General features: G+C 62.3%; 19 protein-coding genes and 3 tRNA genes. 14 read left to right on the top strand and 8 right to left on the bottom strand.

Features of this window, described 5'->3' with window-relative positions; all coding sequences use genetic code 11:
• The first annotated feature begins 18 nt into the window (after positions 1 to 18).
• Positions 19 to 417, top strand: coding sequence for a Cu(I)-responsive transcriptional regulator (gene cueR / locus ACFSQR_RS04185; RefSeq protein WP_377728367.1), 399 nt, complete (start codon positions 19 to 21; stop codon positions 415 to 417).
• Between the two features lie 161 nt (positions 418 to 578).
• Here cueR and ACFSQR_RS04180 read toward each other — a convergent pair.
• Positions 579 to 663 (bottom strand) — tRNA-Leu (locus tag ACFSQR_RS04180).
• 68 nt (positions 664 to 731) lie between these two features.
• A tRNA-Leu gene (locus ACFSQR_RS04175) sits at positions 732 to 816 on the bottom strand.
• A gap of 297 nt (positions 817 to 1,113) precedes the next feature.
• Between ACFSQR_RS04175 and rnr the strand changes: the two genes are divergently transcribed.
• The 4 genes from rnr to ACFSQR_RS04155 all read left to right on the top strand — a co-directional run bounded on the left by rnr (position 1,114) and on the right by ACFSQR_RS04155 (position 5,912).
• Complete coding sequence (gene rnr / locus ACFSQR_RS04170) at positions 1,114 to 3,576, top strand: ribonuclease R (protein WP_377728366.1); 2,463 nt, start codon at positions 1,114 to 1,116, stop codon at positions 3,574 to 3,576.
• A 3-nt stretch (positions 3,577 to 3,579) separates the two neighbouring features.
• Entirely contained in the window at positions 3,580 to 4,323 is a 744-nt protein-coding gene (gene rlmB, locus ACFSQR_RS04165) for a 23S rRNA (guanosine(2251)-2'-O)-methyltransferase RlmB (RefSeq protein WP_377728365.1), read from the top strand.
• 176 nt (positions 4,324 to 4,499) lie between these two features.
• Entirely contained in the window at positions 4,500 to 5,231 is a 732-nt protein-coding gene (gene cysE, locus ACFSQR_RS04160; RefSeq protein WP_377728364.1) for a serine O-acetyltransferase, read from the top strand.
• Between the two features lie 12 nt (positions 5,232 to 5,243).
• A complete protein-coding gene (locus tag ACFSQR_RS04155) occupies positions 5,244 to 5,912 on the top strand; it encodes a YceH family protein (RefSeq protein WP_377728363.1) in 669 nt (222 codons plus the stop codon).
• Between the two features lie 70 nt (positions 5,913 to 5,982).
• Here ACFSQR_RS04155 and ACFSQR_RS04150 read toward each other — a convergent pair whose 3' ends face one another.
• Genes ACFSQR_RS04150 through ACFSQR_RS04140 form a run of 3 tightly spaced genes read right to left on the bottom strand, consistent with a single transcriptional unit; the run spans position 5,983 to position 8,167 of the window.
• Entirely contained in the window at positions 5,983 to 6,948 is a 966-nt protein-coding gene (locus ACFSQR_RS04150; RefSeq protein ID WP_377728362.1) for a hypothetical protein, read from the bottom strand.
• Positions 6,945 to 7,802 carry an ABC transporter ATP-binding protein gene (locus tag ACFSQR_RS04145; RefSeq protein WP_377728361.1) on the bottom strand — a complete coding sequence of 286 codons (858 nt, stop codon included), beginning with the start codon at positions 7,800 to 7,802 and terminating at the stop codon, positions 6,945 to 6,947. Before ACFSQR_RS04145 ends, ACFSQR_RS04150 begins: the two co-directional genes overlap by 4 nt.
• On the bottom strand, positions 7,799 to 8,167 hold the full coding sequence (locus ACFSQR_RS04140) for a GntR family transcriptional regulator (protein ID WP_377728360.1): 369 nt from the start codon (positions 8,165 to 8,167) through the stop codon (positions 7,799 to 7,801). The genes ACFSQR_RS04145 and ACFSQR_RS04140 overlap by 4 nt, the downstream gene beginning before the upstream one ends.
• A gap of 113 nt (positions 8,168 to 8,280) precedes the next feature.
• Here ACFSQR_RS04140 and ACFSQR_RS04135 point away from each other — a divergent pair, with 113 nt between their 5' ends.
• Complete coding sequence (locus ACFSQR_RS04135) at positions 8,281 to 8,751, top strand: DUF3465 domain-containing protein (RefSeq protein WP_377728359.1); 471 nt, start codon at positions 8,281 to 8,283, stop codon at positions 8,749 to 8,751.
• Between the two features lie 29 nt (positions 8,752 to 8,780).
• On the opposite strand, the gene ACFSQR_RS04130 is transcribed toward ACFSQR_RS04135, so the two are convergent.
• From ACFSQR_RS04130 to ACFSQR_RS04120, 3 genes are all read right to left on the bottom strand, one after another.
• Positions 8,781 to 9,539 carry a UDP-2,3-diacylglucosamine diphosphatase gene (locus ACFSQR_RS04130; protein ID WP_377728358.1) on the bottom strand — a complete coding sequence of 253 codons (759 nt, stop codon included), beginning with the start codon at positions 9,537 to 9,539 and terminating at the stop codon, positions 8,781 to 8,783.
• Positions 9,540 to 9,564: 25 nt separating this feature from the next.
• Positions 9,565 to 10,053 carry a peptidylprolyl isomerase gene (locus ACFSQR_RS04125; RefSeq protein ID WP_377728357.1) on the bottom strand — a complete coding sequence of 163 codons (489 nt, stop codon included), beginning with the start codon at positions 10,051 to 10,053 and terminating at the stop codon, positions 9,565 to 9,567.
• Positions 10,054 to 10,117: 64 nt separating this feature from the next.
• On the bottom strand, positions 10,118 to 10,687 hold the full coding sequence (locus ACFSQR_RS04120; RefSeq protein WP_377728356.1) for a peptidylprolyl isomerase: 570 nt from the start codon (positions 10,685 to 10,687) through the stop codon (positions 10,118 to 10,120).
• A 246-nt stretch (positions 10,688 to 10,933) separates the two neighbouring features.
• Between ACFSQR_RS04120 and cysS the strand changes: the two genes are divergently transcribed.
• From cysS to ACFSQR_RS04080, 8 genes are all read left to right on the top strand, one after another.
• Positions 10,934 to 12,319 (top strand): cysteine--tRNA ligase, encoded by a 1,386-nt coding sequence (cysS, locus tag ACFSQR_RS04115; protein WP_377728355.1) that lies wholly within the window; start codon positions 10,934 to 10,936, stop codon positions 12,317 to 12,319.
• Positions 12,316 to 12,972, top strand: a complete 657-nt coding sequence (locus tag ACFSQR_RS04110) for a DNA-3-methyladenine glycosylase family protein (RefSeq protein ID WP_377728354.1) — start codon at positions 12,316 to 12,318, stop codon at positions 12,970 to 12,972. Before cysS ends, ACFSQR_RS04110 begins: the two co-directional genes overlap by 4 nt.
• Before the next feature lie 56 nt (positions 12,973 to 13,028).
• On the top strand, positions 13,029 to 14,006 hold the full coding sequence (locus ACFSQR_RS04105) for an acetyl-CoA carboxylase carboxyltransferase subunit alpha (protein ID WP_377728353.1): 978 nt from the start codon (positions 13,029 to 13,031) through the stop codon (positions 14,004 to 14,006).
• Between the two features lie 77 nt (positions 14,007 to 14,083).
• Positions 14,084 to 15,406, top strand: a complete 1,323-nt coding sequence (gene tilS / locus ACFSQR_RS04100; protein ID WP_377728352.1) for a tRNA lysidine(34) synthetase TilS — start codon at positions 14,084 to 14,086, stop codon at positions 15,404 to 15,406.
• Positions 15,407 to 15,563: 157 nt separating this feature from the next.
• A complete protein-coding gene (locus ACFSQR_RS04095) occupies positions 15,564 to 16,811 on the top strand; it encodes an aspartate kinase (RefSeq protein WP_377728351.1) in 1,248 nt (415 codons plus the stop codon).
• Between the two features lie 108 nt (positions 16,812 to 16,919).
• A tRNA-Ser gene (locus ACFSQR_RS04090) sits at positions 16,920 to 17,012 on the top strand.
• A 682-nt stretch (positions 17,013 to 17,694) separates the two neighbouring features.
• Positions 17,695 to 18,489 carry a hypothetical protein gene (locus tag ACFSQR_RS04085; protein WP_377728350.1) on the top strand — a complete coding sequence of 265 codons (795 nt, stop codon included), beginning with the start codon at positions 17,695 to 17,697 and terminating at the stop codon, positions 18,487 to 18,489.
• A gap of 245 nt (positions 18,490 to 18,734) precedes the next feature.
• Positions 18,735 to 18,917 carry a hypothetical protein gene (locus ACFSQR_RS04080; RefSeq protein WP_377728349.1) on the top strand — a complete coding sequence of 61 codons (183 nt, stop codon included), beginning with the start codon at positions 18,735 to 18,737 and terminating at the stop codon, positions 18,915 to 18,917.
• Positions 18,918 to 18,973: the final 56 nt, after the last annotated feature.

The raw sequence follows: 18,973 nt of genomic DNA, 5'->3' as shown, positions 1-18,973 counted from the left end.
GCAGGGAGGGACAGTCACATGAGCTACAACATCGGAGAAGCGGCCAAGGCATCGGGCGTCAGCGCCAAGATGATCCGCCACTATGAATCGATCGGACTGACCGGGGCCGCCCGGCGCACCGACTCGGGATATCGCGTCTATATGGAGCAGGACGTGCGCGTGCTTCAGTTCATCCACCGCGGGCGCGAACTGGGTTTCTCGCTGGACCAGATCGCCGAGCTGCTGGCCCTGTGGCAGGACAAGGACCGCGCCAGCTGCGACGTGCGCGCGCTCGCCCTGCAGCACATCGAAGAACTGGACAGGAAGATCGCGCAAATGCAGTCGATGCGGCAGACGCTGGAGCAGCTGGCCCGTTCCTGCCATGGCGACAACCGCTCGGAGTGCCCGATCCTGGAGGACCTGGCCTCGCACGTATGAGGGGGGGTATATCCGGCTGGGGAGCGAAAAAGCACATACCCCCCTGTTTTTTGCGGCCGCCAGGCAGCGGGCCGCATACTCCCCCCTCATTGCGAGATCTGGGCCGGAAATGAAAAACGCCGCAGTCGTTTGCACGATCTGCGGCGCTTTTGCGGAATTCTTGGTGCCCACGGAGGGACTCGAACCCCCACACCTCGCGGCACATGGACCTGAACCATGCGCGTCTACCAATTCCGCCACGTGGGCATTTGTACTGCTGGTACTACCTTACTACGTTTTACTGCAACTTCAGCGGAAATCTACCGGAGTAGATTTGGTGCCCACGGAGGGACTCGAACCCCCACACCTCGCGGCACATGGACCTGAACCATGCGCGTCTACCAATTCCGCCACGTGGGCATTGCTGCTCTGCTATAATACTCGTCTTTGCAGTTTTGCGCCAGATTAACTTTCGTTTCCCCTTCGCATTCCTGCCGACTTCTTCGCGTCACTTGTCGTTTCGCGAAAGACCAAGATTATAGCGGAAAGTTTTGAAATGTCAAAGCGCCGCCTCGGACTTTTCGACGCACGCCAGGTTAGGCGAATCGCGCCTGTCTCCGTTACACTACGCGCCAGAGCGTGTCAAATTTTCACTGAAACAGCGACGGATGCGCCAGCGGGCGCATGCGTCTCCACTAACAAGAATAAAGAACAGATTTGAATCAGCCAACACATATCATTCCCAGCCGCGAAGACATTCTCGGGCTGCTGCGCGGTTCCGGTGAACCGCTGGACATCGCAGGTATCGCGCGCAAGCTGCGCGTCAAGAAGGCCGCGGTCGACGTACTGACCCGGCGCCTGTCCGCCATGGAGCGCGACGGCCAGATCATCATGGACGACGACGGCAATTTCAGCGTCCAGGATCATTCCGGCTTCGTCTCGGGCAAAGTCAGCGCGCACCGCGACGGCTACGGCTTCGTGATTCCCGACGACGCCAGCCAGGAGGACCTGTTCCTCAACGAGCGCGAAATGCAGAAGGTGCTGCACGGCGACCGCGTGATGGCCAAGGTCACCGGCGTGGACCGGCGCGGCCGCCAGGAAGGCACCATCGTCGAAGTGGTCGAGCGCGGCAACAGCCATATCATCGGCCGCCTGCTGATAGAGAACGGCGTCTGGCTCGTCGCCCCTGAAGACAAGCGCATCGGCCAGGACATCCTGGTCGCCGGCACGCCGGGCAAGGCCAAGGTCGGGCAGGTGGTCAGCGTCGAGCTGGTCGACCAGCCGGGCCGCTTCAAGCAGCCGTCCGGCCGCATCGTCGAAGTGCTCGGCGAGGTGGACGATCCCGGCATGGAAATCGAAATCGCTGTGCGCAAGTTCGGCGTGCCGCACGTGTTCTCCAGCGCCGCGGTCAAGCAGGCCAACAAGCTGCCGACCGAGGTGCGCGCGGCCGACCTGGCCGACCGCGTCGACCTGCGCGACGTGCCGCTTGTGACCATCGACGGCGAAGACGCACGCGACTTCGACGACGCGGTGTACTGCGAACCGGTCAAGATCGGCCGCACCAACGGCTACCGCCTGATCGTCGCGATTGCCGACGTGAGCCACTACGTCAAGCCGAACGACGCGCTCGACGAAGACGCGCTCGAGCGCAGCACCTCCGTGTACTTCCCGCGCCGCGTCATCCCGATGCTGCCCGAGAAGCTCTCCAACGGCCTGTGCTCGCTGAATCCGGCCGTCGACCGCCTCACCCTGGTGTGCGACGCCGTCGTCACCGCCAAGGGCGAGGTCAAGGCCTACCAGTTCTACCCGGCCGTGATCCACTCGGCCGCGCGCCTGACCTATACCGAAGTCGCCGCCATCCTCAGCAACACCAAAGGCGCGGAAGCGGAAAAGCGCGCCAATGTCGTGCCGCACCTGCTGCACCTGAACGAAGTGTTCAACGCGCTGCTCAAGGCGCGCATCGCACGCGGCGCAATCGATTTCGAAACGACCGAAACCTACATCGTCTGCAATTCGCTCGGCAAGATCGAGAAGATCATCCCGCGCACCCGCAACGACGCACACCGCCTGATCGAAGAGTGCATGCTGGCGGCGAACGTCTGCGCGGCGGATCTCCTGCTGCGCCACAAGCATCCCGGCACCTACCGTATCCACGCGGCGCCGACCAAGGAAAAGCTCAAGACGCTGCGCGAGTTCCTCAAGCAGGTCGGCCTGTCGCTGAACGGCGGTGATTCGCCAAGCGCTTCGGACTACGCGGAACTGATGAAGAAGGTGAAGGAGCGTCCGGATGCGTCGCTGCTGCAGACCATGCTGCTGCGCTCGATGCAGCAGGCCGTCTACAGCCCCGACAACATCGGCCACTTCGGCCTGGCATACGAGGCGTACGCGCACTTCACCAGCCCGATCCGCCGCTACCCGGACCTGCTGACGCACCGCGCCATCAAGGCCATCCTGCAGGGCAAGCGCTACGAGCCGAAGAACATCAACCTGGCCGCGCTGAACACGACCGTGTCGAACGCCGCGCGCCGCCAGGCTGCCGTCGACAAGGCCGAGGGCCGCTCGCCGAAAGACGAAAAGGACCTGACCGTGTGGGACGCGCTCGGCGTGCACTGCTCGGCCAACGAGCGCCGCGCCGACGAAGCCTCGCGCGACGTCGAGGCATGGCTCAAGTGCTGGTTCATCAAGGACAAGCTGGGCGAGGAATTCACCGGCACCGTGTCCGGCGTGACCAGCTTCGGCATCTTCGTCACGCTCGACGCGCTGTACGTCGAAGGCCTGGTGCACATCACCGAACTGGGCGCCGACTACTTCCAGTACGACGAAGCGCGCCACGAACTGCGCGGCGAGCGCACCGGCAAGCGCTACCAGCTGACCGACCGCGTCACCGTGCAGGTCAGCCGCGTCGACCTGGAAGCGCGCAAGATCGACCTGGTGCTGGCCGGTTCCGAAGCAGCCCAGCCGGTGTACGGCAAGCCGAAGAGCGCCGCGCACAAGGCGCACGACGCCAAGCCGGCCAAGTCGCGCAAGGGCAAGGCATCGCCCGACCGCTATGAAGCGGAATTCGAAGCGCCGCGCGCGCGCCGCAGCAAATCAACAAAATCAACAACAGCAGGCAAACCGGCATCGCGCAGTGCCAAAGCCAGCAAAACCAGCTCCAAATCAGGGAAGAAGAAGCGATAACACATGAAGAATAAAATGATTTTCGGGTTCCATGCGGTGACCTCGCGCTTGCGCCACGAGGCTTCATCGGTGGAAGAGATCTTTGTCGACGCGGCCCGCCAGGACCGCCGCATGCACGACCTCATCGCCGCAGCCAAGGCTGCCGGCGTGCGCGTGATGCCGGTGGAATCGGAGCGCCTCGACCGGATCGTCGGAACCCGCCGCCACCAGGGCGTGATCGCGTTCGCGAGCCAGCTCGCCCTGGCGCGCAACCTGGATGAACTGCTCGATGCGATCGAAGGACCGCCGCTGCTGCTGATCCTCGATGGCATCACCGACCCGCACAACCTGGGCGCCTGCCTGCGCGTGGCCGACGGCGTCGGCGCGCATGCCGTGATCGTGCCGAAAGACCGCGCGGTCGGCCTGAACGCCACCGCCGCCAAGGTCGCCAGCGGCGCGGCCGAGACCGTGCCGTACATCACCGTCACCAACCTCGCGCGCACCATGCGCGACCTGAAGGACCGCGGCATCTGGCTGATCGGCACCTCCGACGACGCCGACAAGGGCCTGTACGAAGCCGACTTCACCGGCCCGACCGCACTGGTCATGGGCTCGGAAGGCGAGGGCATGCGCCGCCTGACGCGCGAGACCTGCGACCTGCTGGTCAGCATCCCGATGCTCGGCTCGGTCGAGAGCCTGAACGTATCGGTTGCGTCCGGCGTCTGCCTGTACGAAGCCCGCCGCCAGCGCCTCGCCCGCGAAGCCTGATCCCGTCGTCCCCGCGCAGGCGGGGACCCATACTGAGCGTGCCTGGCGACAGTGTACGCATCTGCGCTAGCTCGGCATGGATCCCCGCCTTCGCGGGGATGACGAGGCATCCGCCAGCAAGCCTTCGGCGGATGCGCTACCATGTCAAACCTGTCAACTCCCACCCCCGCATCCCCATGTTTGCCCACCTCCGCGAAGATATCAGGAGCATCATCGAGCGCGACCCGGCCGCCCGCAACGCGTGGGAAGTGTTCACCTGTTATCCGGGCTTCCAGGCGATCATGATGCACCGCTGGGCGCACTGGTGCTGGTCGAAGCGCCTGCGCTGGCCAGGCCGCTTCATCTCCTACCTCGCGCGCTTCATCACCGGCATCGAGATCCACCCGGGCGCCATGATCGGCCGCCGCGTGTTCATCGACCATGGCTTCGGCGTGGTCATCGGCGAGACCGCCGTGGTGGGCGACGACTGCACCATCTACCAGGGCGTGACGCTGGGCGGCACCTCGCTCAGCGCCGGCATGAAGCGCCACCCGACCCTCGAGCGGGGCGTCATCATCGGTGCGGGCGCCAAGGTGCTGGGCTCCTTCACGGTGGGCGAATACGCAAAAGTCGGCTCCAACGCCGTGCTGGTCAAGCCTGTTCCCGCGGGCGCGACGGCGGTCGGCAACCCGGCGCACATCGTCGAGAAATCCGATACGCGCGGCGCCATGTTCGCCGCCTACGGCGTGACGCCGGGCGGCGACGACCCGGTGTCGAAGGCGCTGCACAAGCTGATCAGCCACATCGCGCGCCAGGACGAGCAGATCGCATGCATGCGCGCCGCCATGGACGCAGCCGGCGTCAACTGCGCCGCGGTGCCGCCGGTTGACCGGCTCGATTCCGAACAGCTCAACAAGATGGTCGAATAAGAAGAGGATTCCATGAGCGACGACTACGACATCCTGGACCCGTTCGAGGTCCGCGTGCTGGCGGTGCTGGCCGAAAAAGAAGCACTCACCCCCGACAACTACCCGCTGTCGCTGAACGCGCTGACCAACGGCTGCAACCAGCTGTCCAGCCGCGACCCGGTGATGCAGCTGTCCGAAGAAACCGTGGCCGACGTGCTGCAGCGCCTCAGCCAGCGCAAGCTGGTCAGCGGGATCACGCAGGCCGGCGCCCGCGTGACCAAGTACGAACACCGCATGCGCATCAAGTGGAACCTGGAGCAGGACAAGGTCGCGGTGCTCACGGTGCTGATGCTGCGCGGCGTGCAGACGGCGGGCGAACTGCGCACGCGCATTGGCCGCATCTTTGAATTCAAGACGATCGGTGAAGTCGAAGAGGTGCTGCAGTTCCTGATCGATAAATACCCGCCGCTGGTGGCCCGCCTGGAGCGTGCGCCGGGCACCAAGGAATACCGCTACGGGCATCTGCTATCGGGGGAGGGCGCGCTGGAGCAGCAGGTGACGGCGGCCAGCTACGGTGCGTCGGTAGCGGCGCCGCAGCAAAGCAGCCGCGTCGCGGTGCTGGAGGCGGAAGTGGCGCTGCTGCGCGAGCAGGTCGCCGCCCTGACCGCCCAGTTCGACGAATTCAAGAAGCAGTTTGAATAGGAAGGCGACTGTCCCTCCCGACAAAAGAAAAAGCCGCCGAAGGCGGCTTTTTCTCTGCGCGAAAAGGCGATCAGCCTTCGTCACGCCAGCGGCGCATGCGCACCGCCACCGCGATCATTGCGATACCGGCAGCCGCGCCGATCCACACGTTCGCACCGGCCAGCGTGCCCCACGATGCCGTGAACAGGCCGGTGAAGTCAGGCGCCTTGTCGGCCGTATGGATGAACGCATCGGCGTCGAGACCCTCGAAGCCCAGCCACATGCCGGGCACCAGGCCGCCCAGGGCACGCAGGATCACGTTCACGCCGAACCATTCGAGGTCCCAGTGCAGGCTGAACGCAACGGTCAGCATGTTCAGGACCGCCAGCAGCATCAGCGGTACGCCGACTGCCCACAGGAAAACCTTGGACTTGGCCCAGCTCGACACCATCAGCAGCCAGCCCACGGTCGGCAGCGCCCACAGGATATAGACCGGCAGCAGGCCCAGCACCATCAGCGGACCGGTGTACAGCGACGGTTCGGAGAACAGCACGGGGAACAGGTTGATCCCCTTCGACATCATGGCCAGGCTGCCGATCATCAGCGAGATCGCCGCCATGGCGATCGAGATCACCAGGTAGATCAGGGGCACCACCACCATGGCCGCAGCCACCTTGGACAGCACGGTCTGCGAATCCGATACCGGTAGCGATTTCCAGAACAGGATGCTGCGGTCGCGGCGCTCGTCGTACATCGCGCCAAGCAGGTAGAAGAACAGGGCGAAGGTCATGAGCAGCAGCAGTGGACCGGCAGCAACCAGGTAGGTCGCCGACAGGACGGTGCCGACGGTTTCCACCGCCTCTTGCGGCAGGCCGTTGACCTTGGTGGTCACGACATGGCCGTTGATCTCGACCACGTTGTCCATCTGCGTGGCGCCTTTGATGGAGGCTGCCGCCACGGCGAGCACGATCAGTCCCGCTGCGATCAGGGGCGCCCAGAAGAACATGCCCTTGTGTTCCCAGAACTCGCGCCGGACGAGCCATTTCATCGTTTTCATGCGTACATTCCTTTCATCGTCGCGACGAACAGGTCGGCGACGCTTGGGTTGCGGGTTTCACCGAGCGTTTCGAGCTGCTTGCGCGGGACGCCGTCGAACAGCATCACCGACTTGCCGAACACGGTGCGCTTGTCGATCGGGCCCAGTGCGGCGGCAGCGGTCACCTTGTCGGCCGGGACCATCAGTTCGACATAGCGCTCGCCCACTTCGTCCATCGACGCGGCCAGCACGATCTTGCCGTCGCGGATGAACATCAGGTCGGTCAGGATGTGCTCCACTTCCTCGACCTGGTGGGTGGTGATGATGATGGTCTTGTTCTCGTCGAAGTAGTCCTCCAGCAGGTTCTGGTAGAACTGCTTGCGGTACATGATGTCCAGGCCGAGGGTCGGCTCGTCCAGCACCAGCAGCTTGGCATCGATCGCCATGATCAGGGCCAGGTGCAGCTGCACGATCATCCCTTTGGACATCGACTTGACCTTCATGTCCGGCGACAGCTTGGTCGCGGCGATGTAGCGCAGGGCCTTTTCGCGGTTGAAGCGCGGATGCACGCCCTCGACGAAATCGACCGCATCCTTCACGCGCAGCCAGCGCGGCAGGATCGCGACGTCGGCGATGAAGCAGACTTCCTGCATCAGTTGGTCGCGCTGGGTGCGCGGGTCGAAGCCGAGCACGGACAGTTCGCCGTCGAACTCGATCAGGCCGAGCGCAGCCTTCAGGGTGGTGGTCTTGCCGGAGCCGTTCGGGCCGATCAGGCCGACGATGCGGCCGGCCGGGATCTCGAACGAGATGTCATCGACAGCGACGGCCTTGGCGTAACGCTTGGTGAGGCCGCGGGCGGAGATGGCGGCGCTCATGCCGCGCTCCCGGGCTGCGCGGCGCGCAGCAGGACGTCCAGGTCCAGGCCCAGGCGGCGGATGCGCTCCACCATCGCTGGCCACTCATCGCGCACGAAGCGCTCGCGTTCGCTGGCGAGCAGTTTTTCGCTCGCGCCTTCCGTTACATACATGCCAATTCCCCTTCTTTTTTCAACGAGGTTGTCGTCCACCAGTTCCTGGTAGGCGCGCGAAACAGTGATCGGATTCAGTTGGTATTCAGCTGCGACCTGGCGAACCGAGGGCAGGGCGTCGCCTGCTTTAAGGATGCCGTCCAGCATCATACCCACAACCCGCTCCTTTACCTGCAGGTAAATTGGTAAATTGTCATTCCAGCCGTTAGTCATGTCGGTCGCTCCCTGTTCACGTCAGTCTCCTATCGAAGTAGTGTTGTAGTGGACTATAACACCGAAACTCGAAAAGGCAACAAATTTTTGATATGCATGGCTAAAATGTGTGGATGAAGAAACTCATCCTGATCCTGGCGGCGCTCGGCGCCGGACTGTACTACTACTCCAACGAGCCCGCGCCGACGCCGGCGGATACGGTTCCATCGGTGCAGGAGGCAGCGGAACCTGCGGCGGAGTCCGAAACCGCGCTGCTATCCGAGACCGACGCGGCGTACGAGGAAAAGCGCAGCAATGTGCAGGTGGAGGGCAGCGGCACCGTGTCGCGCGTGCTGCCGGACGATAACAAGGGCAGCAAGCACCAGCGCTTCGTGCTGCGGCTCGATTCCGGGCTGACCGTCCTGGTCGCGCACAACGTCGACCTTGCCCCGCGCATCGAGGCGCTGCAGCAGGGCGATGAAGTGGGCTACTACGGCGAGTACGAGTGGAACCAGAAGGGTGGGGTGATCCACTGGACGCACCACGATCCGCGCGGGACGCATGCGGGCGGGTGGCTCAGGCACAAGGGCCGGACGTATCAGTAGCAACGGTGCGGGGACGGTCCCCCGCAAGTTCAGATGACCTGGCCGTCGAGGTTGTGGCGCACGATCGCGCCATCGGAGTCGATGGCGATCCAGCCGCCGCGCGGCACTTCCGCGTCGAGGTCCCAGTCCGGCAGCACGTAGCGCTTGCGCGCGCCGTACTGGTGCACCGCCGGGCGGTGCGTATGTCCATGGATGATCACGTCCGCGCCCGTCGATGCGAACAGCTCGTCGATCGCCTGCGGCGTCACGTCCATGATCTCGTAGGTCTTGCCGCTCTGCGCTTCGCGGCTGCCTTCACGCAGTCCCGCGATGATCTCCTTGCGCCTGGAGAGCGGCATGGACAGGAATTGCTGCTGCCATTGCGGCGTGCGCACCTGGGCACGGAACTGCAGGTACTTCACATCGTCCGTGCACTGCGCGTCGCCATGCACCAGCGCGATGCGGTGTCCGCCGATGTCGGCCACGTGCGGTTCGGCCAGCAGCGTCAGGCCGGCCGCTTCGGCAAAGCCGGTATTCACCAGGAAGTCGCGGTTCCCGCCGATCCAGTACACCTTGACGCCCGCGTCGCTGACCGCGCGGATCGCCCTGGCGACCAGCTGGGGATGGAGTGTTTCGAGGTCGTCGTCGCCGGCCCAGTACTCGAACAGGTCGCCGAGCAGGTAGAGCGACTCCGCCGCCATCGCACGGTCCTTGAGGAAGGCGAAGAACGCCGCCGAGGTGGCGGGGTGCGATGGCTGCAGGTGCAGGTCCGAAATGAAAAGCGCGAGTGTGCGCGGTGGCAGCGGCATGTATTCCGGACCCTGTATTACTTAGTTAGACGACTTCCGCTTTTTCGATCACGACTGCATCGACCGGCACGTCCGAGTGCATGCCTGCGCGCGAGGTGCGGACCTTGGCGATCTGGTCGACCACCTCGGTGCCTTCGGTGACTTTGCCGAACACGGCGTAGCCCCAGCCGTCCTGGCCCGGATTGTTCAGGAAGTCGTTGTCCTTCACGTTGATGAAGAACTGCGCCGATGCCGAATGCGGATCGGAGGTGCGCGCCATCGCCAGCGTGTAGGTGTCGTTCTTCAGGCCGTTCTTCGCTTCGTTTTCCACGGTGCGGTCGGTCGGCTTTTGCTTCATGCCCTGTTCGAAGCCGCCGCCCTGGATCATGAAGCCCGGGATCACGCGGTGGAAGATGGTGCCGTTGTAGTGGCCCTTGTTCACGTAGTACAGGAAGTTCTCGACCGTCTTGGGCGCTTTCGCGTCGTCCAGTTCGATCTTGATGTTGCCCATGTTCGTCGTCAGCAGTACAGCCATGATGGTTATCCTTTGCTTTATTGTCAGGCGGCCGCACGCGGCCGGGAAAGACCGCTATTTTAACTTAACGCTTTACCACGGTTGCAGACTTGATCACGATCGGCGTGACCGGAATGTTCTCGAAGCCGGCCTTGTCGTCCACGACGACTGCCTTGATCTTGTCGACCACTTCCTTGCCTTCCACGACCTTGCCGAACACGGTGTAGCCTTCGTCGACCCGGTTTTCGCGGTCCAGGCCCGCGTTGTCGGCTACGTTGATGAAGAACTGCGAGGTGGCCGAATGCGGGTCGTCGTGGCGCGCCATCGCGACCGTGTAGGCGAGATTGGACAGGCCGTTCGCGCTTTCGCTCTTGATCGCCTTGCGGGTCGGCTTGGACTTGAGCTTTTCGTCGTAGCCGCCGGCCTGGATCATGAAGCCGTCGATCACGCGGTGGAAGATCGTGCCCTTGTAGAAGCCGCTCTTGACGTACTTGAGGAAGTTGTCGACCGTCTTAGGCGCCTTTTCCTGGTCCAGTTCGATGACGATCTCGCCCATCGTGGTCTTGATCGACACTTGCGGCGCATCCGCTGCGAGCACGGAGGCGGAGAGTGCGACGCCGCACAGTACGGCGCCAAGTTTGGTGAATACGCGCATAGGGAGCAATCCTTGAGGTGGTGACGACGGGACTGTCAAGCCATGCGTGAAAAAATAATCATGGCAGGGACCCGGTCAGTCCGGTTTTTATCAATGCTATACTTTACCCAACGTCCCATTCTACCAAGAAGAATAATTCAGGGGTCCTGGCGAACTACGATGTAAGCACTTGACGGTGCGTGCCTGTCCCGGCGCGCGCCTGCCTGCCGTTTGCGCGCGCCTGTCCCTGCAAGAACCAAGAGCCCGATGAGCAAGCTGAAGATCTACAACACGCTGGCGCGTGAAAAGCAGGAATTCGTCCCCAAAGTACCCGGCAAGGTCGGCATGTACGTGTGCGGCATGACCGTGTACGACTACTGCCACGTGGGCCACGCGCGGATGGTGATGGCTTTCGACGTGGTCTACCGCTGGCTGCTCGCGTCGGGCTACGAGGTGACCTACGTCCGCAACATCACGGACATCGACGACAAGATCATCAAGCGTGCCGTGGAGAACGGCGAGACCATCGGCCAGCTGACCGAGCGCTTCATCCGCATCATGGACGAGGACATGCGCCAGCTCGGCATCCTCGAGCCGACCATTGTTCCGCGCGCCACCGCGCACGTGCCGCAGATGCTGTCGATTATCGAGAAACTCGAACAGAACGGCCTGGCCTACCAGAGCGAGGACGGCGACGTGAACTACGCGGTGCGCGGCTTCCCCGGCTACGGCAAGCTGTCCGGCAAGTCGCTGGACGACCTGCGCGCGGGCGAGCGCGTCGACGTGGCGACCGCCAAGCGCGACCCGCTCGACTTCGTGCTGTGGAAAGCGGCCAAGGAATCGGAGCCGGAAGAAGTGAAGTGGGAATCCAAGTGGGGCCGTGGCCGTCCGGGCTGGCACATCGAGTGCTCGGCCATGTCGTGCGCGGCGCTGGGCGAGCACTTCGACATCCACGGCGGCGGCCAGGACCTGCAGTTCCCGCACCACGAGAACGAGATCGCCCAGTCGGAAGGCGCATTCGGCGCCCCGATGGCGAACTACTGGATCCACAACGGCTTCATCCGCGTCGATAACGAGAAGATGTCCAAGTCGCTTGGCAATTTCTTCACCATCCGTGACGTGCTGGCCAAGTACGACCCGGAAGTGGTGCGCTTCTTCATGCTGCGCGCGCACTACCGCAGCCCGATCAACTATTCCGACGTGACGCTGGACGACGCCCGCGTGGCGCTGCAGCGCATGTACACCGCGCTGAGCGACATCGACATCGGCAGCGCGGCCGTGGCCGTGGACTGGAACGAGCCGCACGCGCAGCGCTTCCGCGAAGCGATGGACGACGACTTCAACACGCCGCTGGCACTGGCTGCCGTGTTCGACCTCGTCACCGAAGTGAATAAATCGAAGTCGCCGCAGCAGGCGCGCCAGCTGCGCGCGCTGGCCGGCATCCTCGGCCTGCTCGAACGCGACCCGCAGCAGTTCCTGCGCGGTGCGTCGGGCGACGACGACGCACGCATCGAACAGCTGATCGCCGAACGCGCGGCGGCCAAGAAGGCGCGCAACTTCGCCGAGTCCGACCGTATCCGCGCCGAATTGCTGGCCGGCGGCATTGTCCTCGAGGACAAGCCGGACGGCACCACCAACTGGCGCCGCGCATGATGGCCCTGGTCAAAACGGGCGCCGGGACGGGCGCCCTCGAGGTGCCGTCGTACTGGGAAGAGGCCAAGGCCGAGCTCATGAAGCGCGACCGCATCATGAAGAAGCTGATCCCGCACTTCGGCGACCTGCACCTGGTGGGCCACGGCGACCCGTTCATCACGCTGGCGCGTTCGATCGTCGGGCAGCAGGCGACCCAGAAGGCCGCCGAACTGGCGTGGGCCAAGCTGATGGCCGAGATCCCGAAGTTCACCGCCGCCCAGGTCGCAAAGGCCGGCGCCGAGAACCTGGCCGCCTGCGGCCTGTCCAAGCGCAAAACGGAGTACATCCTCGACCTTGCCGACAGTTTCCGCCAGAAGCGCGTACATACCGACAAATGGGCGCAGATGTCCGACGAAGAGGTGATTTCGGAGCTGATCCAGATCCGCGGCATCACGCGCTGGACCGCCGAGATGTTCCTCATCTTTAACCTGCTGCGCCCCAACGTCCTGCCGCTGGACGACCCCGGCCTGATCCACGGCATCAGCCGGAACTATTTCTCTGGTGAGCCTGTCTCACGCAGTGATGCGCGCGAGGTTTCCGCCAACTGGGAACCATGGCGAACTGTTGCTACGTGGTATTTATGGCGTAGCCTCGACCCAGTTCCGGTAAAATAGCGAACGACTTGCCGCTGGCGGATCCGCCGCGGCCGCACCAAAACACTGGAGGACCAATGACTAAAACTACATTCCTCAATTTTGAGCAGCCGATCGCCGAGCTCGATTCCAAAATTGAAGAGCTGCGTTTCGTGCAAGACGATTCCGCAGTCGACATCTCGGAAGAGATCGACCGCCTGGCCAAAAAGAGCCAGCAGCTGACCAAGGACATCTACGCCAAGCTCACGCCATGGCAGGTCTCGCAGATCGCGCGCCACCCGCAGCGTCCATACACCATGGACTACGTGAACGAGATCTTCACCGACTTCCACGAACTGCACGGCGACCGCACCTATGCGGACGACCAGTCGATCGTCGGCGGCCTCGCGCGCTTCAACGGCCAGGCCTGCATGGTCATCGGCCACCAGAAGGGCCGCGACACCAAGGAACGCGCGATGCGCAACTTCGGCATGCCGAAGCCGGAAGGCTACCGCAAGGCCATGCGCCTGATGAAGGTCGCCGAAAAATTCAACCTGCCGATCTTCACCTTCGTCGACACCCCGGGCGCATTCCCCGGCATTGACGCGGAAGAGCGCGGCCAGTCCGAGGCGATCGGCCACAACCTGTACGTGATGGCCGAACTGAAGGTGCCGATGATCGCCACCATCATCGGCGAAGGCGGCTCGGGCGGCGCATTGGCCGTTGCGGTTGCCGACCAGGTGCTCATGCTCCAGTACTCGACCTACTCGGTGATCTCGCCGGAAGGTTGCGCATCGATCCTGTGGAAGACCTCCGAACGCGCCGCGGATGCGGCCGAAGCGCTGGGCCTGACCGCACACCGCCTGAAGGCGATCGGCCTGATCGACAAGATCGTCAGCGAGCCGCTGGGCGGCGCGCACCGCGATCCGAAGCAGATGGCCACGCTGCTCAAGCGCGCGCTGGCCGACTCGCTGCGCCAGTTCCAGGGCATGAAGACCAAGGACCTGATCGAACAGCGTCACCAGAAGCTCATGAGCTACGGTAAGTTCAAAGAAACTACCCCGTCCGAAGAGTGAACCTGCCGTCGTCCCAGCGAAAGCTGGGACCCATACTGAGTATCCTGACCCACGCACTTGAAAAAGTTCGTGGTTTTTTGTCGACCCCATCCCTCGCTGTCGCCTATAGCGGCGGCCTCGATTCCGCCGCGCTGCTGCACGCCGCCTCCGCATACTGCAAAGAGCACGGCATCAAGCTGTACGCCTTCCACGTCCACCACGGACTGTCCGCCAACGCCGACATGTGGCTCGCCCATTGCGACGCCCGTGCCGCCGCGCTGGGCGCCGTGTTCGAAGCGCGCCGCGTCAGCGTGAAACCGGAAGGCAGCGGCACCGAAGCCTCGGCCCGCAAGGCCCGCTACGCAGCGCTAGGCGAGATGTGCCGCGCCCACGGCGTGCCGCTGCTGCTGACCGCGCACCACCTCGACGACCAGGCCGAAACCGTGCTGTTGCAGCTGCTGCGCGGCTCCGGCCCTGCCGGGATGTCGGGCATGGACGCGTCGAACAAGGCCGAGAGCCTGCTCGGCGATGCGGTCACCGTCATCGCGCGTCCGCTGCTCGACGTGACCCGGGCCGAACTGGCCGCCTACGTCCAGCAGCACGCAATCGAATACGTCGACGACGAATCCAACGCCGATGCGCGCTTTGCCCGCAATGCACTGCGCCACCAGGTCATGCCCGCACTGGAGCAGGCTTTCCCTGGCTACCAGCAGCGCTTTGCCCGTGCCGCCGCACACGCGCAATCGGCGCAGCGCCTGCTTGCCGAGATGGGCGAGCAGGACCTGGCCGCGTGCCTGGTCGGCGAGGCCATCGACTGCGTAAAGCTGCGCGCCATGAGCGCCGACCGGGCCGCCAACATGCTGCGCCACTGGTTCCACGTGCGCGGCATCGCGATGCCCTCGACCGCATGGCTGCACGAAATGCTGGTGCAGGCCGTCGAAGCCCGTTACGAGACGCAGATGCTGGTCACGCACCCGGAATGCCTGATCCGGCGCCACCGCGACCGCCTGTTCATCACGCCAAAGCTTGCGCCGCTGGCCGCCGAGCGTGAGCCGGGCGACGACTACATTCCTCCCGCCCATCCGTTCAAATGGAACGGCGAAGCCAGCATCGCCTTCCCGGCTTACGGCGGCACCTTGCATATCGAGCAGGCGGAGGAGGGCATCGATGCCGACTGGCTGCGCGGGCAGCAACTGGAAATGTCGTTCCGCCGTGGCGGCGAGCGCGTCAAGCCAGCGCACAACCGCCCGACCAAGGCGCTCAAGTACCACTACCAGGCGCTGGACATCCCGGCCTGGGAGCGCACCCGCCTTCCCATCGTCCACGCCGGCATCCACCTGCTGTACGCCGCCGGAATCGGCATGGACTACCATTACATGACCGCCCATCCCGGCGTCGTGTTCCGCTGGACCTCCAACTAGCGCCGCCGTTATCCCAGCCTTCGCCGGGGCGACGGTAAAATTTGCATATACCAATTTGTTATATGCCTATGCTATCCGGTGCTTGTTCTTTTGCACTGCACCATGTAGAGTTAAGGTTCCCACCTAGAATAATCTTTACGCGGAACACCTCCCCAGCATGGCATTAATAGTCCACAAATACGGCGGTACGTCGATGGGCTCGACGGACCGCATCAAGAACGTCGCCAAACGTGTCGCCAAATGGCACGACGCCGGCCACCAGATCGTCGTCGTCCCTTCCGCGATGTCCGGTGAAACCAACCGCCTGATCGGCCTTGCCAAGGAGATCATGCCCCATCCTGATCCGCGCGAGCTCGACATGATTGCCGCCACCGGCGAACAGGTCTCCGTTGGCCTGCTGGCGATGGCGCTGCTGGCGATCGGCAAACCTGCCGTCTCCTACGCCGGCTGGCAAGTCGGCATCAAGACCGATTCCTCGTTCACCAAGGCGCGCATCCAGTCGATCGACGACAGCCGCATCCGCGGCGACCTGGACGAAGGCAAGATCGTCATCGTGACCGGCTTCCAGGGCGTTGACGAGGACGACAACATCGCCACGCTGGGACGCGGCGGCTCCGACACCTCGGCGGTGGCGATTGCCGCCGCGATGAAGGCCGACGAATGCCTGATCTACACCGACGTGGATGGCGTGTACACCACCGACCCGCGCGTGGTGAGCGAGGCGCGCCGCCTGCGTACCGTCACGTTCGAAGAAATGCTGGAGCTGGCGTCGCTGGGCTCCAAGGTACTGCAAAGCCGTTCGGTGGAATTCGCCGGCAACTACCGCGTGCCGACGCGCGTGCTCTCGTCGCTGACCGACCCGCTGATGCCGCTGGAGGAAGAAGCCGTCTCGGGCACCCTGATTTCGTTTGAGGAAGACACACACATGGAACAAGCCGTCATTTCCGGCATCGCGTTCACGCGCGACGAAGCAAAGATCACCGTCCTGGGCGTGCCGGACAAGCCGGGAGTGGCGTACCACATCCTTGGCCCGGTCGCGGACGCGAACATCGAAGTGGATATGATTATCCAGAACCAGTCCGTGGACGGTAAGACCGACTTCACCTTCACCGTATCGCGCAACGACTACAACAGGGCCATCGGCGTGCTGGAAGAGATCAAGGCCAGCATCGGCGCGGCCAGCATCGTCGGCGACGCCAAGGTGTCGAAGGTGTCGGTGGTGGGTGTGGGCATGCGCAGCCACGTCGGGGTCGCGTCCAAGATGTTCCAGACCCTGTCGGAAGAGGGCATTAACATCCTGATGATTTCCACCTCCGAAATCAAGATTTCCGTCCTGATCGACGAGAAATACATGGAGTTGGCCGTGCGCGCCCTGCACAAGGCCTTCGAGCTGGAAAACGCATAAATTTGCCGGATTTTTCTCGTGTTCCATTGACCAAACGGAACGGGACAAGTATGATCCGGTCTCCTGTTGCAGCGCTCGCGCCGCAGCCGGATAGTTGATTCGTCAACTGGAGACGTGGCCGAGTGGCCGAAGGCACTTCCCTGCTAAGGAAGCATACGGGCAAAACCTGTATCGTGGGTTCGAATCCCACCGTCTCCGCCAGAATATTGTCTTGGATCATCCGAGCACATCAAGAAACCCGCTGTTCTCATAGAGGCAGCGGGTTTTTTTTTCCTATACTGTCCAGAGATGTCTTCCACGCAGCCTAAGATTTTGGGGGCATTTTTGTGGGGCATGCTCGCCCCTGTTCAGCCTGAATGCCCCCAAAATATTATCGTCGCATTGCCAATTAACTTCCACTCCCCGAAAGTCAAAGCGACTTGTTTGGAAAACAACAATGCTATTGCATAAAAGGCCACGAAGAGAAGGTTAAACTGCAGTACAGAAAGCAGCACTTCCCTAACGATTCTACGAAGCATAAAGTCCTCTCTGCTATAGCCTGACCGCTTAGCGGTTATTGAACGAGATGTGGGCTTTCCGACAACACGCCGCGGCGGTATTGGCGGCCGCCTGCCCGGCCGGGGGCGCATATTGCACGGTTTTCCCAGCGCTCGAAGCGATTCCGTCCCTCAGTCAACTGCACTGCATGCGCCGGCAGCTGGCCTCGGTTCTTGCCCTGCCTCACCGGTTGTCGCGGCTACTTAAAAATCTAGTCTAAGAACGCCTAAGAAAACCTGATGCTTGCTCTGACAGCAACATGCTCGTACACTGAGCCATTCCGACTGTCCGCTATCGTCAACAGTCCCGACGTTCGCGCGTTTTGCGCATTGAGCCCAACTAAGACATGACCTTAACATCCTTGAAAGAGTTTAGGTTTAACTACCACCTAACAGGTGCCGTATTGCCGGAGCGGGCGCAGATCAGCTTTGGACATCCTACTGACCATCCCTTTTTGCTTTCCGGCCCAAAAGGAGATGCAACTGTTAATGTGTGCGTCGTCTTCAATCAAGTTGCCGTATGGGTCAAAAGCCAATTTGAGTGGGACATCTTCGATCTGCGCAACGAAGTATCAACAATATTACGGCATCAATTGGCTATCGCGGGCTTTCTGCTGGGTTATGCCTACAATCTGGAAATCACTCGAGTGACAACCGCAAACGGAGCTATCGATCACGTATATGGAATAGATATCCCCTGCTTAGTCAAAAAAATGGAGGGAAAATTCTCTCCAGAAGCATTTACCGAGCTGATCGTAAAAGCCTCAGGGCCTAAGGGATTTATTTTGCATCGCTGTTTCACAGACTTGACTTTGGCTATGCAGCATGCGGTGGATACGGCCTTTTATTGCTATAGAGCGATCGAATCACTGCGTCAACATTGGGGGGCAATGAACGACGTTCGGGAAAAGCTAGCTCAATGGGAAGGATTCCGTAATTTCCTCGGGATCGGCAAGGACTTGATCGACCCAGTTCGAATCGCCGCGGAAGGTGTTAGGCATGGGCAGCTTGTTCCGATTACTGATCAGGAACGTCTTGAACTATTTACGCGGACGTGGGACCTCGTGGAGGCATACCTTAACAAGGTACCAGACCCATGCCTCACCGAGCCGGCGGACGTGAGTTCGCTAATGCGCGCTTAGAGGATTAGGGACCGCCTATCCTTTGGCGTCTTAAGGAATAAGGATGAGATTTACCTGTGGATGTCGGAACTGATCTTTCAAATGTGCCACAGCCAAAGCTGCCTCGTCGGAAATCCTAATTTTATAGGGAAACAACAATGCCTATAAAAGGGAAGCTGCTCGATTTCTCGGGTTCCTTGGTGACCGCCACGAACCACGCGCCTGATAACTATCCAGCTTGGAGCTCATGGACTTACGAGACAAACATGGGCGATATCAAGGAGCTGTGGGCGGAAATCCGCCCAAAGTTGAAAAAAGACTCGGACAAGGCCGAGTTCATCGACGGCAAGCTCCGGGAGGCGTTTGCCGCCTTCGACGCCAAGGAGACGCAAAAGGGCCAAGACGCGATCCTGGCGATCTACAACCTCGATGTGAAGAAGCTTCGTTGATTGGTACCACTTTCGCGGAGCCGTCGGCCCCTGGAATTCCGTCTGCCCGAAGGATA

Source organism: Pseudoduganella sp. GCM10020061 (assembly GCF_042683405.1).
Lineage (GTDB): Bacteria > Pseudomonadota > Gammaproteobacteria > Burkholderiales > Burkholderiaceae_D > Telluria.
The sequence above is the reverse complement of the archived record's forward strand: the minus strand, read 5'-3'. Positions and strand labels throughout refer to the sequence as shown.